Origin of the sequence: Dorea sp. BIOML-A1 (assembly GCF_009875615.1) — a bacterium.
GTDB lineage: Bacteria > Bacillota > Clostridia > Lachnospirales > Lachnospiraceae > Dorea_A > Dorea_A amylophila.
Map to the genome: position 1 here is coordinate 1 of NZ_WWSA01000011.1, position 15302 is coordinate 15302.

Annotated in this window: 12 protein-coding genes and 1 pseudogene; all 13 read left to right on the top strand. The window is 40.2% G+C overall.

What is annotated here, in order from left to right; genetic code table 11:
• The coding region (locus tag GT508_RS06105; RefSeq protein WP_161143788.1) for a hypothetical protein at positions 1-358 on the top strand (358 nt) is incomplete at its 5' end.
• A gap of 54 nt (positions 359-412) precedes the next feature.
• Positions 413-940, top strand: a complete 528-nt coding sequence (locus GT508_RS06110; protein ID WP_021738880.1) for a DUF3592 domain-containing protein — start codon at positions 413-415, stop codon at positions 938-940.
• Between the two features lie 264 nt (positions 941-1204).
• Positions 1205-2320, top strand: coding sequence for a hypothetical protein (locus tag GT508_RS06115; RefSeq protein ID WP_021738879.1), 1116 nt, complete (start codon positions 1205-1207; stop codon positions 2318-2320).
• A 258-nt stretch (positions 2321-2578) separates the two neighbouring features.
• Positions 2579-5287 carry a DEAD/DEAH box helicase family protein gene (locus tag GT508_RS06120; RefSeq protein WP_044963264.1) on the top strand — a complete coding sequence of 903 codons (2709 nt, stop codon included), beginning with the start codon at positions 2579-2581 and terminating at the stop codon, positions 5285-5287.
• 136 nt (positions 5288-5423) lie between these two features.
• Positions 5424-6260 (top strand): annotated as a pseudogene (locus GT508_RS06125) (VirD4-like conjugal transfer protein, CD1115 family); the annotation flags it as partial.
• Positions 6261-6347: 87 nt separating this feature from the next.
• Positions 6348-6665 carry a glutamyl-tRNA amidotransferase gene (locus tag GT508_RS06130; protein WP_044927371.1) on the top strand — a complete coding sequence of 106 codons (318 nt, stop codon included), beginning with the start codon at positions 6348-6350 and terminating at the stop codon, positions 6663-6665.
• An 87-nt stretch (positions 6666-6752) separates the two neighbouring features.
• Complete coding sequence (locus GT508_RS06135) at positions 6753-7595, top strand: hypothetical protein (RefSeq protein ID WP_172590441.1); 843 nt, start codon at positions 6753-6755, stop codon at positions 7593-7595.
• A 4-nt stretch (positions 7596-7599) separates the two neighbouring features.
• Positions 7600-8031 carry a DUF4313 domain-containing protein gene (locus GT508_RS06140; protein ID WP_161143789.1) on the top strand — a complete coding sequence of 144 codons (432 nt, stop codon included), beginning with the start codon at positions 7600-7602 and terminating at the stop codon, positions 8029-8031.
• Positions 8032-8034: 3 nt separating this feature from the next.
• A complete protein-coding gene (locus GT508_RS06145) occupies positions 8035-8475 on the top strand; it encodes a PrgI family protein (RefSeq protein ID WP_007884640.1) in 441 nt (146 codons plus the stop codon).
• Complete coding sequence (locus GT508_RS06150) at positions 8468-10798, top strand: VirB4-like conjugal transfer ATPase, CD1110 family (RefSeq protein WP_199596345.1); 2331 nt, start codon at positions 8468-8470, stop codon at positions 10796-10798. Before GT508_RS06145 ends, GT508_RS06150 begins: the two co-directional genes overlap by 8 nt.
• The gene (locus tag GT508_RS06155) at positions 10798-11148 is read left to right on the top strand and encodes a hypothetical protein (RefSeq protein WP_006426970.1); all 351 of its coding nucleotides are present in this window, start codon (positions 10798-10800) and stop codon (positions 11146-11148) included. Before GT508_RS06150 ends, GT508_RS06155 begins: the two co-directional genes overlap by 1 nt.
• A 29-nt stretch (positions 11149-11177) precedes the next feature.
• Positions 11178-12869 (top strand): lysozyme family protein, encoded by a 1692-nt coding sequence (locus GT508_RS06160; protein ID WP_161143790.1) that lies wholly within the window; start codon positions 11178-11180, stop codon positions 12867-12869.
• A 170-nt stretch (positions 12870-13039) separates the two neighbouring features.
• A complete protein-coding gene (locus tag GT508_RS06165) occupies positions 13040-15301 on the top strand; it encodes a glycoside hydrolase domain-containing protein (protein WP_007884642.1) in 2262 nt (753 codons plus the stop codon).
• The last annotated feature ends 1 nt before the right edge of the window (position 15302 follow it).

Here is a 15302-nt window from a genome sequence, read left to right on the forward strand (position 1 = left end):
CAAAAAAGAGCGAGAAAAAGAGTATATGAACAGATTAGATGTTCCATTATGTTTAAAAGAAGACTTTGAATTGATTATTGATGATGTATTTACAATTATGGGGGTTGGAACAGTTGTCACAGGAAACATATCAACAGGAATGTGTAGAGAAGGAGAAAATGCGTGTGTTTATAAAACAAATGGAGGTGTATTAGAGACTATAATTACTAACATCGATATACATACAAAAGAACGAAAATCAAATGGTTGTGGATATAAAACAGAACATGTTGGACTTGGGTTAAGAGGAGTTTCTAAGGAACAATTAGAAAAAGGAGATAGAGTGATTGTAAAGAATGCCAATATGTATGGAATGTAATTACAAATTCAAGTTTGCAGAATCAAGAAAACTGGAATTTGAGGTGATGAAACTATGACAGAAATACAAATTGCATGGTTAGAATTGATGACAGTTGGAGGTCTTGGTGTAATATTGGTTTTACTAGGAGTTACTTTCAATATCATTGTAAAAAGACAGAATCAATTGTGTACAAAGCAGACAGACGGTATTGTTAAACAATATGGGTTTCCGGGAAATGGAAGGGTGTATCCAATCGTGGAGTACTTTGTGAATGGAACTTGTTATAAAACAAAGAAAATATTTTGTGGAATTAAAACAACGCAAATATCTGGAGTACCCGTACCGGTGAAATCAGAAGTCTATGAAGATGAAAAAGGCTGGCTACATGTAAAAACTGGATCCATTGCAAATTTGCGTCAACTTGCAGAGCAGTTGTGGCCTATCAACAGTAAGATGACAGTTTATTATAATCCAAACAATCCTAAAAAGTGCTATGTTGATAGACCAATTTCAAAAAGTTTTACTTCCATGATGTTTATCATAATGGGAATAGTAACGATACTCTTGAGTGTATTGGTATTCTTTTTGATGCAGCTATAAATTACAAAAGATAATTGGTAATCAGACAAAATTCAAGTTTGTAGAATTATAAAGGAATAATATTATTTTAAATGAGCTGTTCGGATTAAATGCGTTGCCCTCTAACGGGTCAAGGATGAACCATGATACAATCAAACTTGAGTATGGTATTAAACATCAAAATATTCGTAATTTCCTTTTAGTTAAGAAACAAATATAGTAAGAGCAAAATATCGCTCTTTTTTTGCATAAAAATAAGTTATACTAGAAACAGAGGTGATATCCATGATTAACAATAAAGAGAAAAAAATGATTCAAAGATATTGTATATATCCAAAGATTGCAGTGGTTGCACTCATCTTTTCATTTGTACAATGTGCATTAATAGTACCATTAGAGATGATAGATGATTTAGTATTCCAAAACAAAGGTTTTCAGCCTACAGGGATGTTTACTGCATTAGGATTTGTCATTATATATGTTATTATATTCTGTTTCTGTGCACTTGCCCCTAAGTTTGGAATGAACGGTAAGAAATGGAAATCTCTTATAGGTAGATTAAATGTGAAACAGTCAGAAACAGATTATTCTAAAGAGGTATCTGCTGCTTTGGCGTCACAAGCTGTTGGTCGATTCCTTAAAGAAAGTGATAATGATACTGCAAAGAATATAGGAAGTGCTATGCAGGTGGCTGGTGCAGTAAGTACAGTCTCTACATCTATAGATATGTTATCTGAAGCAGGAAGTAATGCCGAGAACATGGCACATGCTTATAGAATCCCTATTCCTGATATAAAAAAACAACTCATTGCCTTTGCAGTTATCCCAATACTTATTGTAGTCGGTACTTATATACCTCAATATATAAAAGGAAAGCAGGCAATGGATCAAAGAATTGCAGCTTCTGCAAAACAAGTAGAAATAGTAAAAAAGGCATTAGAACCTGTATGTGTAAGAGTACATGCAGACAATCCAAATGAATCACGTAGTAGATCAAGTTATACTGTTATGGGATATTTAAGAGATTCAGGTGCTACTGATTGTTATGTTCATGTTCAAGTCAATAATAGTGGTACTATCATCAATATCTCATATGTAGAAGGTGTGGATATTAATAAGAGTTTAGAAGAGAATTTAATGCAGACAGAAAAAGATTTTGCGACATTACAAAAGTCTTTTGAGAATTTAAATGTATCCGTATCTAATCCTGAGATATTATCTTATCAGGCTATTCCACAACAATTTAAAGATGAATTTCTAAATGGGACATTTTATAAGAGTTTCCGTTTCTATGATCAGGATGCGCCTATCAGTTTGTCTTGTTCATTTGATACAGAGACAGAAGATCAGTTTGATGAATATACAAGACCTAAAATTCATTTCTTCTTAGGATCAAAATAGACACCTTATGAATAATAAATTTGATGAACAAAATGATACAGTCAAATTTCAGTTGTTAAACTTATTAATATTTTATCACAGGCACACCTGAAATTCTATTTAAATTCATTTGCTTTGAGGATGCAGAATGATTTAAATATCCCAACATAGGCATACTTCTTATTGGACACGGAATCTTTCTTGTAAGAAAATTGGCAGTTGTATATAATAGTTACAGACCACAGAAAAAGTGGAATAAGCAGAGGAAAATGGATGATTATGAATTACGAAGGTATTTTAGAGTTTAAAGGAACATGGAGAAGGTATCAGGCAAGGGTTTTGGAACACGCAGACAGGTACATGGCAGATGGAAAAATACATATTGTAGCGGCACCCGGATCCGGGAAAACGACATTGGGAATTGAACTGATCCGCAGGATGAACGGAAAAGCACTGATTTTGGCACCATCCATTACGATCCGGGAGCAGTGGATCGCAAGGATTGAGGAAGCTTTTTTATGTGAGGGCATACAGGGGGAAGATTATCTTTCACAGAATTTAAAACAGCCAAAGGCGATCACGGTTGCAACCTATCAGGCATTACACAGTGCCATGACAAGATTTCAGGGAATACAGGAAGATGCAGGTGAGGATAGTGGCACAGGCACAGACGAGTGCCCGGCGAAAACAGAGACAAAGGAAGTAGATTACAGCGGTTTTGATCTGGTTGGGACGATGAAAGAGGCTGGGATCGAAGTACTCTGTCTGGATGAATGCCACCACTTGCGAAGTGAATGGTGGAAAGCATTAGAAGAATTCAAAAAACAGGTGAATAACCTTAAAATCATCGCTTTGACAGCAACACCACCATATGATTCCACACCGGCTATGTGGACGCGGTACATGAATATGTGTGGAGAGATCGATGAAGAGATTACGATACCGGAGCTCGTAAAAGAGGGAAGCCTCTGTCCGCATCAGGATTATGTTTACTTCAACTATCCAACAAAAGAAGAAGAGAAGGAAGTCAGACGTTTTGAAGAACGCAGTAAAGCAATGACAGAAAAAATCATGCGGGATACTCAGTTCCTTACGTACGTAAGAAGCCATAAGGGGTTCAGTGGACAGCTCTCAGATGATCTGCTTCTGGATAATCCGGCATATCTGGCATCACTGTTGATTTATTTACAGAGCAAAAATATTGCAATTCCGTCCAGATTACAGAGGCTTTTGGGGGCAAAAAAATTACCGGACATGAATGTGCAATGGATGGAGCGTCTGTTACAGGGATTCTTGTATGATGATGTGGATTCATACCTGTGTGACAAGACATATCGTGAATTGCTAATTGCTGATTTAAAATCCGACGGTCTGATAGAAAAGAAAAAAGTCGTCATGACGAAAAGTGCGGCAGTGGAAAAAATGCTCACAAATTCCCTTGGAAAATGTAACAGCATCCGTGATATTGTGTTCCATGAATATGAGGCATCCGGTCAGGATTTGAGGCTGCTTGTTTTGACAGATTACATCCGGAAAGAATATGAAAAAGCAATTGGAAATACAGAATATGATGTTAACTCACTTGGAGTGCTTCCGTTTTTTGAGATGCTCCGTCGTGACAATGAAAAGAAAAACGAACAAATCCGTTTTGGGGTGCTTTGTGGAACGATTGTGATCATTCCGGCAGAGGCAAGAGAAGCATTAGAGCAGGCGATCGGAATGAGCGGAAAAGTTACATTCAGCAGGATCGGAAATCTTTCTGAAACAGATTATCTTAAAGTGACAGCGGTTGGAAATGCACATTTTCTCACAGGGGCGGTAACAGATATTTTCTCAAAAGGCTATATGCAGGTGCTGATCGGTACAAAATCGCTGTTAGGGGAAGGATGGGATTCTCCTTGTATCAATTCCCTGATCCTTGCAAGCTTTGTAGGCTCATTTATGTTAAGCAACCAGATGAGAGGGCGTGCCATCCGTGTGATGAAAGAACATCCGGAAAAAACAAGTAACATCTGGCATTTAGTCTGTTTAAGACCGTGGAACGAAGTGCTAAAGGCAGATGACAATCAGATCAGTGAAGATTACAGTATGCTGGAGCGAAGGATGGAACATTTTCTCGGTCTGCATTATACAGAAAATACGATTGAAAATGGAATGAAACGGTTGTCAGTTATTAAAACGCCATTTAATAAAACGAATATTGACAGGATTAACAGACAAATGCTGAAAATGTCGGGGCAGCGCGATACGTTAAAAGAACGTTGGAACAGTGCACTTGCAGTCTATGACAAAATGGATATTGTGGATGAGACAGAAGTAAAAGACAAATTTGTCACAAGTGTTGTTTTCTGGGATGCGATTCTTACAATGATCCTGTCAGGAATTCTGTGTCTGATCGGGGCAATTGGGGCAGGTATTGTTGCTGCAGCGTCCCAAAATGGTATCCTGGCCGGAACCTGTTACTTCTTCATTGCTGCCGGACTGGCTGGAATTATGATACGTTTCCCGAAAATTTTCATGTTGGGAAGTCCGCTAAAAAGATTAAAGGCATTTGGAAATGGAATCCGCAAAGCATTAGAGGAGCAACAGCTTCTGGAAGAAACACACTGTAAAGTTGAGACAGAATCAAACGGACCGGATAACCATATTATTTATCTGTCCGGTGGAAGCGGCAGGGATAAAGCGTTGTTCGCACAGTGTGTCAATGAATTTTTTGATGTGATCGACAACCAGCGTTACATACTTGTGAAAAAGAAGGGACACAAAGGACTGAATGGTTTCTATGCCATTCCAAATTGTTTTTCGAAAAAGAAGGAGGATGCGGAACGTTTTGCAAAATGCATGCATCCGTATATCGGAAATTATGACTGTGTGTATACAAGAAATGAAAAAGGAAGGGAACTTCTGTTAGAAGGCAGGGTGAAGGCACTTGCCAATCGGGAGGAGCGGTGCATTTCCCACAAAAAAGTAAAAGGGGCGTTAGAGTAGAAAACATATTGACAACGAAATATAAAAAATTTGTAGAATTCAAAATTTAATATGAAATGTGAGATAGAGCGTATGGAAATAAACTATACGTTCTATTTTTTTGCCTTTTTGAGAAAAATGATTAAAAAACTATTGACATTTTGTTACTGGAAAGACCGCAAAGTCTATTTTGATATCGGTTGGTGTCCGTCTGGCAGCGTTCAATCTGAAACAAATCGCCAACCTGACCTGTACGGACGAACTGGACTTATACAGTATTGGGGAGAAAAAAGTAGCACTGTTTTGCTGTATTCCGGATGCAGACACCAGCATGAATTATCTGGTCGGCATGATTTACAGTAATCTGTTTCAGACACTGTATTATGTGGCAGATCGGAAGTACGGAGGAAGGCTTCCGATTCCGGTACACTGCATTATGGATGAATGGCCAAACGTAGCCTTGCCGGATGATTTTGACAAGATTCTGGCAACCATGCGTTCCAGAGGGATTTCCTGCAGTATCATCATCCAGAACATTGCACAGATGAAAGCCTTATTTAAAGACTCGTATGAGAGTCTGATCGGCAACTGCGATGAATTTTTATATCTGGGTGGAAATGAAAAAGAAGGACATAAGTATGTCTCGGAATTATTGGGAAAAGAGACATTGGATACCAATACCTACGGACAGACAAAAGGGCGTAGCGGCAGCTATTCGGTGAATTATCAGCAGACAGGAAGGGAACTTTTAACACCGGATGAAATACGGCTTTTAGATAACCGCAAAGCGATTTTGTTTATTCGTGGGGAGCGTCCGATCATGGACGATAAATATGATTTAAAAAAGCATGTGAATTTCAGATACACAGAGGACGGTGGTGCATCGCCTTATGATTATGCGAAAACACCACTGGCTCACGACGACCTAAAGATTGACATTAACAGATTAGACGATTACGAACTGCTGTCTACCGAGGACATCCTTGGTGAATAGCAGTTTTTTGATGGATTGGAGTGATGTGTATTGAAGAAACTTCTCACAGGAGAAAAAAATAGAACAAAAAAGAATACAACTGAAAAAATGATAACCCCGATGCCGATGGGGAGAAAACAGAAAAAGTGGATGAGCCTTTATATGGCACTGGTACTGACCGTAACGGTTGGAGCAACGACCGCATTCGCAGCCGGAGATCCGTTGTCCGTTATCAATAACCTGTCTACCTTTATTTTTTCTCTGATTCGTGCGATCGGTTTGATTTTGCTTGGATTTGGTGTTGTGCAGGTTGGTCTGTCTTTAAAAAGCCATGATCCAAGCCAGAGGGCAAATGGATTTCTGACACTGGCCGGAGGGGTAATTATTACGTTCGCCAAAGAAATCCTCGATTTGATTATGGCGTAAGCCTCTTTGAAAAAATATATCAGGAAACAGCAGGAGTGCCGGAAGGTACTCCTGTATTCAAAAATATGTTTAAGGAGGTGAGAGTTTTTGAGTGATAACTGGATTGTACAGAATCTAAACTCAGCACTATCCACATGGAGTGAAAAGATGGCAGAACTGTGGACTCTGCTGACCGAAAATCCGGCAACTTTTAAGGGCGGCGGCATCTGGCGGATTATGGTAAATATTAATGATGCACTGACAGCCATTGCTTATGGATTACTGGTATTATTTTTCGCAGCCGGAATCATTAAAACGTGTGGCAGTTTTACAGATCTGAAAAAGCCGGAACATGTGCTAAAAGCATTTATCCGGTTTGCACTTGCTCAGGGAGCAATTACATACGGGATGGAACTTATGCAGGCACTGTTTTCCATTGTGCAGGGAATCGTGACAACCGTAATGAGTGGCTCCAGTATGGCAGGAAGCGTGACGGAACTGCCAACGGAGATTGTAGATAAGATTGAGAGCGTGGGAATGCTGGAATCCATTCCGTTGTGGATTGTTACACTGCTTGGCAGTCTGCTGATCACTGTATTGTCATTTGTAATGATCCTGACAGTGTATGGCAGAATGTTCAAAATCTATATGTATACGGCAATCGCCCCGATTCCGATTTCCTCATTTGCAGGAGAACCCACGCAGTCCATTGGAAAGAACTTTATCCGTTCTTATGTAGGCGTATGTCTGGAAGGGGCAATTATTGCACTGGCATGTATTATCTTTTCTGCTTATGCAGCAAGCCCTCCGGCTGTCGGAGATACGGAGTTGAGTGCAGTTACAATCGTGTGGAACTATGTCGGAGAACTGGTATTTAATTTACTGGTGCTGGTTGGAGCAATTAAGGCATCTGACCGTATTGTCAGAGAAATGATGGGACTTGGAGGTTAAAAATATGGATATAAAGAAAACATTAAGATATAACTGGGAATTTGGACGTGAGACAGTAGCAATACGAGTGAGCTCTTATCGGAACAATGGAAATTTATATGTAGGACTCTGCCATAAGGAAGGGAGAGAATGGGAAAATTTTGGAGATGTAACCATTAATCTGCCCTATCAGTTCTTAGAGCCAAATGAGGCTTTTATAACAGGAGATTTTACCAAGGATATGCTTCATTTTATCAAGGAACATAAACTAGGAAAAGTGTTGAATGAAACAGGAAGATCAGGATATGCAACCTATCAGAAGGTAGCGTTTGATCTAGCAAGACTTGCGGAATTTGATCCGGAAGGCGTTGCAGAACACTGTAGATTTGCCGGGATAGAAGTACCGAAAGAAAAACCACAGAAAACGAAGAAACAAAGCAGAGGAAAGGAGCGATAAGTTATGGAAGTCAAGATGAATAAAGAAATCCGGGACTATCAGGAATCCATGTTTATGGGACTGGACCTGAGACAATGTGTGTGTTCTGTTCTTGCGATTCTTACAGCAATCGGAATTTACTTTGGAATGCGTGAAATTACCGGACAGGAAATAACCGGATGGCTGTGTGTGCTTGGTGCTACTCCATTTGCTGCCTGTGGCTTTTTCAAATATCATGGTATGACAGCCGAACAGTTTTTATGGGCAGTGATCAAATCCGAATTGCTGTATCCGAAGAAACTGGTGTTTCAGTCGGAAGATATCCACTACTCCTGCATGCAGGAGACCATCTCGCTGGGAGAAAAGAATCAAAAGGATGGAGCGGAAATCATAAAAGAGCGGGAGCAAAGAGCAGAAGCAAAACAGAGAAAGAAACGCAAGGGAAGGAGTGATGCCTTTGATTAAAACCTTAAGTCAGGCACTTCGGATGGATAAGGAACGCTTCAAAGTTCCGAAATCAGTCCAACAGGCAATTCCCATCCAGCGAATCTGGCCGGATGGAATTTTTCAACAGGGAACGAAATTCTCAAAAACATATCGTTTTACAGATATCAACTATTATATTGCGAGTAAGGACAATAAGACAGAAATGTTTCTGGATTATTCCGAACTCTTAAATTCACTGGATTCCGGCATTTCTGCCAAAATTACCATCAATAACCGGAGAATCAATAAAGAAGAATTTGAAAAATCAATCCTGCTTCCAATGAAGGAAGATGGACTGGACCACTATCGGGAAGAATACAACGAAATGCTCCTGTCTAAGATTACAGGAACAAACAACAGCATCTATCAGGAACGGTATCTGACTGTCAGTGTACATAAAAGATCGATTGACGATGCAAGAACCTATTTTGCACGTATCGGAACAGACATCGTAACACATCTGGCAAAGTTATCGTCCACAGCAGAAGGACTGGACGCAGAGAGCCGGCTCCAGATTTTCAGGGACTTCTTCAAGGGAGATGTCCCACAGGCATTTCCGTTTGATCTGAAACAATTTGCCAAGAAGGGAACAAGTTTCAAGGACTGGATGTGTCCGGATTCTATGGAATTTGAACGTGACCATTTTAAAATCGGTGACAGGTACGGAAGAGTCCTGTATATGCAGGATTATGCAAGTTATGTTAAAGATGACATGATTTCAGAACTGTGTGACTTCAGCCGGAATCTGATATTGTCGATTGATATCCTGCCAGTCCCTACGGATGAAGCGGTAAGGGAAATCCAGAACCGACTGCTTGGTGTGGAAACCAACGTGACCAACTGGCAGAGAAGGCAGAACGCTAATAATAACTTCTCGGCAATCGTACCATACGATATGGAACTTCAGAGAAAAGAAACCAAGGAAATGCTCGATGATCTGACAACCAGAGACCAGCGTATGATGTTCGGAATTTTGACAATGGTACATCTGGCAGACAGTAAAAAACAGTTGGATTCCGATACGGAATTATTATTGTCGATAGCAAGAAAGCATCTGTGCCAGATGGCAACATTAAAGTGGCAGCAAGTGGACGGACTCAATACAGTGCTTCCTTACGGACTGCGAAAGATCAATGCCCTGCGTACATTGACAACGGAATCAACGGCTGTTTTAATCCCGTTCCATACACAGGAAATCCTGCAGCCGGGCGGTATCTATTATGGGCAGAATGCAGTCAGCAAGAACCTTCTGGTAGCCGACCGGAAGAAACTGATGAATGGAAACAGTTTCCGGTTGGGCGTCAGTGGATCAGGAAAGAGCTTTTCGGCAAAAGAAGAGATTGTGCATCTGGCATTGAGTACCGATGACGATATCCTGATTCTTGATCCGGAGTCCGAATTCACAAAATTAGTAGAGGCTCTGGGTGGACAGGTTGTAAAAGTATCTGCGACATCAGACAATCACCTGAATGCAATGGATATGGACGCAGCCTACGGCAATGAAAAGAATCCACTGATTGAAAAATCGGAGTTTATTCTGTCTGTATTTGAACAGTTGGTTGGAGCAGGAAACCTGTCAGCAAAAGAAAAGTCAATCCTGGACCGCTGTGCTGCAGATGTGTACCGGGATTATATCCGAAGTGGTTATACCGGAGAAGTTCCGACATTGAAAGATATGTACCGACAGTTGATGTTACAGCCGGAAGAAGAGGCAAGGGGACTTGCACTGTCATCCGAACTTTTTATCAATGGAAGCCTGAACACCTTTGCACAGCCGACCAATGTGAATAAGAAGAACAGGATCATGGATTATGATATCCGGGAACTGGGGGAACAGCTTATGCCACTGGGAATGCTGGTTACCTTAGACAGTATTTTCAACAGGGTAATTCAGAACTGGAAAGAAGGAAAAACGACATGGATATTTGCCGATGAGTTCTATCTGTTATTCCGCTATGAATACAGTGCAAATTTCTTCTACCGACTGTACAAGAGAATCAGAAAATACAATGGATTCGTGACAGGTTTAACCCAAAATGTTGAGGAACTTCTGAAATCGGACACTGCAAGACTGATGTTGGCAAACAGTGAGTTTTTGATTCTTTTGAATCAGGCAAGTACAGACAGGGAAGAATTGGCAGCTCTTTTGAATATTTCCGAAAACCAACTGTCCTATATTACAAATGTATCGGTTGGCAGTGGCCTAATCCGTTGCTCTGGGAATATCGTACCATTTGAGAATACGTTCCCAAAGAATACAGACCTTTATAAACTAATGACAACAAAACCGGGAGAATCATAATGAAGAAAAAAGAAGAAGTAACGATAACTTTTTATGCTGCAGAGTGCGGTGAGTTCCATGATTTAGGAGAATATACAAAATGCAGAACGCTGGAAGAGGCATATAAAAAGTACCAGAAATATTGTAGAACATCTGCCAATATGTGTCCGGCTATTGAGTTTTCTATTCATGATCCAGAATCAATTTATTCAGACATGGAATATCCATTACCGTTGTCATCAAAAGACAGGGGAGACTTGGAACTTGTGCCATATTACAACGAACATCCACTGGTAAATGAGGCAATCAGACAGGTGGAGCAGTTGCAGAAACAGCAGGAAAAAAAGAAACATCGGGATGTTGCCCGATGAGATAAGAGATACGGAAAGAGGGTGACCGGATGAAAGATATCAAGGAACGGGTAAGGGATAAGAATCCGAAGATTCGAAATCCGGCTGCCCGACTTCCGAAAGAACTGGTTCGCTCAGCGGTTCTGGAAGCAAAAGAAAAGCCAAGGGAACTACATGAAAAAAGCAGTGGGCAGTCAGAATCCCCAACACAGTATGGAACTGAAAAAATAGAATCCGTACAGTACAGAGCGGCGAGTGTGGCAGGAAAAAGTATAGGGAAAACCACATATCAAGGTGGAAAAAAACTTGCTGGAGTGACCTACAGGAAGATAAAGGAAAGAAAAAGCAGACAGGAAGAAGCGAAAGCTGCCGAAGAAGCAATGGAGCAGGGGGCAGAAAGCGGAAAGAAATTAATCAAGTTGAAACCGGAGCAGGCAGCACTTGCCAAGGAGAATGGTAAACGGCAGGTGAAAGCAGCACCGAGAGTGGTAAAAGTATCCGGTCTGTCTCAAGAAAAAATAAAGACACAGGCATCCATGCAGAAACAGCAGATGGAAAAAAGTCTTCAGGCGATGCAGAAAGCAAGAGCAGCCCAGATGGCAAGAAAGTCAGCACAGGCATCGGCAGAAAGTGGAAAAGCAGTCCTTCAGGTAACAGGAAAAGGCTCAAAGTTATCCGTACAGGGAATTACAGCAGCGATTCAAAAAGGGGTAGTAGCTCTTGAAAAAATGGGAAAATGGATTGCTGCCGGAGGCGGTGCATTTCTTCTGGTATTTATTCTGATTGCAGGAATCATTGCAGGAGCAGCCTTCAGCAGTAGTTCGGAAAACTCCGAATCTCTAAGTGATGAGGTGCTGGCTTATACTTCGGTGATACAGCAGTACGCATCCCAATATGGCATTCCGGAATATGTGTCTGCGATACAGGCGATTATGATGCAGGAATCCGGGGGAAGAGGAACAGATCCGATGCAGTGTTCGGAAAGTCCGTACAATACAAGGTTTTCACACAGCCCCGGTTCTATTACCGATCCGAATTATTCGATAGAGGTGGGAGTACAGACCTTTGCAGACTGTATCAGTCAGGCAGGATGTAGCAGCCCACAGGATATGGACAAGTTAAAACTTGCATGGCAGGGATATAACTATGGAAACGGGTACATAGGATGGGCATTGCAAAGAGGCGGATACACAGAAGCCAATGCTTTACAATTTTCACAGGAGCAGGCAGCTTCGCATGGATGGAGCAGCTATGGAGATCCCGAATACGTTCCCCATGTGATGCGGTATTATTCCGGTGGCAGCCTGTTTGCTGGTTTGTTTGGAAGTCAGCAGATTGTATCGGTAGCAATGGGGCAGATCGGGAACAGCGGTGGCCAGAAGTTCTGGAGCTGGTATGGATTTGACAGTCATGTAGAATGGTGTGCTTGTTTCGTGTCATGGTGTGCCGATCAAAGTGGCTTAATCGAAAGTGGAAAAGTTCCGAAGTTCTCATTGTGTAGTTCCGGTGTTACCTGGTTTCAGGGAAAGAACAAATGGCAGAGTGGTGGAACAACTCCATCAGCCGGAATGATTATTTTCTTCGACTGGGATCATGATGGAAATTCGGACCATGTAGGAATCGTGGAAAAATGTGAAGGTGGAAGAGTCTACACAGTGGAAGGAAACTCCAGTGATCAGGTGCGACAGAGGAACTATGCGGTGGATTATGCCTCAATCATGGGATATGGGGTGATAAATTGATGGTTTCTTTCATAATTTGTTAAGGATTTTATAAGGAAGTTAATGAATGCTTTGGAAAATAGTCACAAAATAGGCACAGTTGATTGATAAATTGTTATTGTAACTTTTAGTGATAGACATATAAAGAGTTAGAAATCTTTATAATTGACTTGAATTAGGAGGTAGTGAATATGAGTGATCAGAATGTAAAAGCAGCACAAAAATATTTAAATGCGATGTTTGGTGGACATAAGGATTGGGTAAAACTGGATGAAGATGGAAAGACCGGAACAGCCGTGATGCAGGGAATCATTCGTGCATTTCAGATTCAGAATGGAATCTCAACGATTACAGGAACGGTTGGACCACTTACTATTAATACCATGAAGAAGTTAGCCATTATTACAAAAATGGATCCGAATGATACTCCGCAGGTTAATGTATGCTTGATTCAGTGTGCTCTGTTTTGCAAAGGATATGCTGCTGGAGGAATTACTGGAATTTATTATACATCAGGAGTAAATGCAGTTAAAAAGATGCAGGAAAATGCAGGACTGGAAGTTACGGGCAAAATTGATTGGAAAGTTTGGTCTGGATTGTTATCCCTAAACTGGTTTACAAAGGTTTCTGGTGGGGATTCCAATATTGTTCTTATTCAACAGCAATTAAATAGTGACTGGTCAGATGTTATTGGTGTTGGACCTTGTGATGGAATTGCCTCAAGACAGACAATTTTGTCTTTAGTTGGTGCATTGCAGGCGGCTGAAGGAGTTACAACTGAATTAATTACAGATTTGAATTCAGTTAATTTTGGCGATGCAACAACAAATGCGTTTCCGGGTACATTACAGAACGGACAGAACTCGACGAAATATGTTCCATTTAATAAGATTGCTCAATACGGACTATATTTTAACGGATATAATCCGGGAAGATTCGATGGCGTGTTTGATTCGACTACAGAGTCAAAGGTGTCAGAATTTCAGGAGTTTTATGGTCTGACAGGAATTGGACTTGTAACAAAAGGAAAAGTAAATGTTTCTACTATGAAATCATTGCTTACGAGTAAAGGCGATACAAACAGGGCAGCAAAAGCGTGTGACTGTGCAACAGTATTAAATAAACAACAGGCATTAGATATAAAAAATGCAGGGTATACTCATGTAGGACGTTATCTGACAGGTTCTGTTGGAAAAGAACATACACCGAAATATTTGACATCAACAGAAGTGAAAAACATTGAAAATGCAGGATTATCGGTATTCCCGATATATCAGGATGGAGGATATGAATTAAACTATTTTAAGGATCCGTCCCAGGGAAGTGTTGATGCACAGACAGCAATTTTAGCAGCCGAGAGAATCGGTATACCAAGTGGAACGACTATATACTTTGCAGTGGATTTTGATTGTTATTCATATCAGATTGATACATTTATTATACCTTATTTTGAACAGATTCACATGATCTTTTTCAGTTCGACAAATGATAAAAATTATAAAGTCGGCATTTATGCACCAAGATATGTATGTACTAAAGTTTATGAAGCAGGATTGGCAAGTAAATCATTTGTGGCAGATATGTCAACTGGATTTAGCTGTAATTTGGGATATTCGATGCCGAAGAACTGGGCATTTGATCAATTTTGTGAGTTGAACTCATTTTCTTCATCACCTTCGTTCCCACTGGATAAAGATGCATATTCAGGGAGAGATACTGGATTTAAAAAGTTCGATGCCGTATCGACAAAAACAGATGAGGAAATAGCGCAAGAAAATCTTCGGGCAAAGGTAAAAATAGCACGAAATCAATATGTCTATAATGTAATGGAGCCGCTTGGTTATCTGAATAAAATTATGGATGTGGGTGTGGAGTATGATAAGGAAATTTCACTGGGAACAATGATGAGTCCTCAAGGAGCAATTGATATTTCTACTAAAATATCCACATCGCTTGAAAGTTCAACTGGTAAAATTTATAATATAAAAGTGGATATAGGAAATGATGGAGAATTGACACAAACTTGCAAAAATCAAATTATGGAGATTTCATCAAATTTATCAGATACAGGTATAGAGGGAGCAGATAACTTTGGAAATACGATAGAAAAAATTGCTTTATCGGTTAAATCTGGTAATATTGCTTTTGAAATAAATAATGTTTTTGCCAATAGTGTAGAGTTTTCCATTGTATTTAGTACATCAGATTTGCTGCCAGAAGAGGAAAAAGAGTGGACAATATCGGTTGCTTTGATTTTTACAATGACATTAAATTCTAATAGTGGTCTTGAATTTAATGTTGTAGAATTCACAAAAGAGCATAGTAATATACTGGCAGGAGCCGTAATATTAGTTCTTGCGGGTGCATTAGTTGTAAATGCAATTCCGTCAATTATTGCTTTATTTTCAGCTGGAGCAGGTACTGTTTTTGGTTTGTTGATTCAAGCGCTGTAAA

What these genes read in the sequence shown, in the direction of transcription:
- GT508_RS06110 (WP_021738880.1), top strand. Translation starts at nt 413, where the DNA reads ATGACAGAAATACAAATTGCATGGTTAGAATTGATGACAGTTGGAGGT.
- GT508_RS06115 (WP_021738879.1), top strand. Translation starts at nt 1,205, where the DNA reads ATGATTAACAATAAAGAGAAAAAAATGATTCAAAGATATTGTATATAT.
- GT508_RS06120 (WP_044963264.1), top strand. Translation starts at nt 2,579, where the DNA reads ATGAATTACGAAGGTATTTTAGAGTTTAAAGGAACATGGAGAAGGTAT.
- GT508_RS06130 (WP_044927371.1), top strand. Translation starts at nt 6,348, where the DNA reads ATGATAACCCCGATGCCGATGGGGAGAAAACAGAAAAAGTGGATGAGC.
- GT508_RS06140 (WP_161143789.1), top strand. Translation starts at nt 7,600, where the DNA reads ATGGATATAAAGAAAACATTAAGATATAACTGGGAATTTGGACGTGAG.
- GT508_RS06145 (WP_007884640.1), top strand. Translation starts at nt 8,035, where the DNA reads ATGGAAGTCAAGATGAATAAAGAAATCCGGGACTATCAGGAATCCATG.
- GT508_RS06155 (WP_006426970.1), top strand. Translation starts at nt 10,798, where the DNA reads ATGAAGAAAAAAGAAGAAGTAACGATAACTTTTTATGCTGCAGAGTGC.
- GT508_RS06160 (WP_161143790.1), top strand. Translation starts at nt 11,178, where the DNA reads ATGAAAGATATCAAGGAACGGGTAAGGGATAAGAATCCGAAGATTCGA.
- GT508_RS06165 (WP_007884642.1), top strand. Translation starts at nt 13,040, where the DNA reads ATGAGTGATCAGAATGTAAAAGCAGCACAAAAATATTTAAATGCGATG.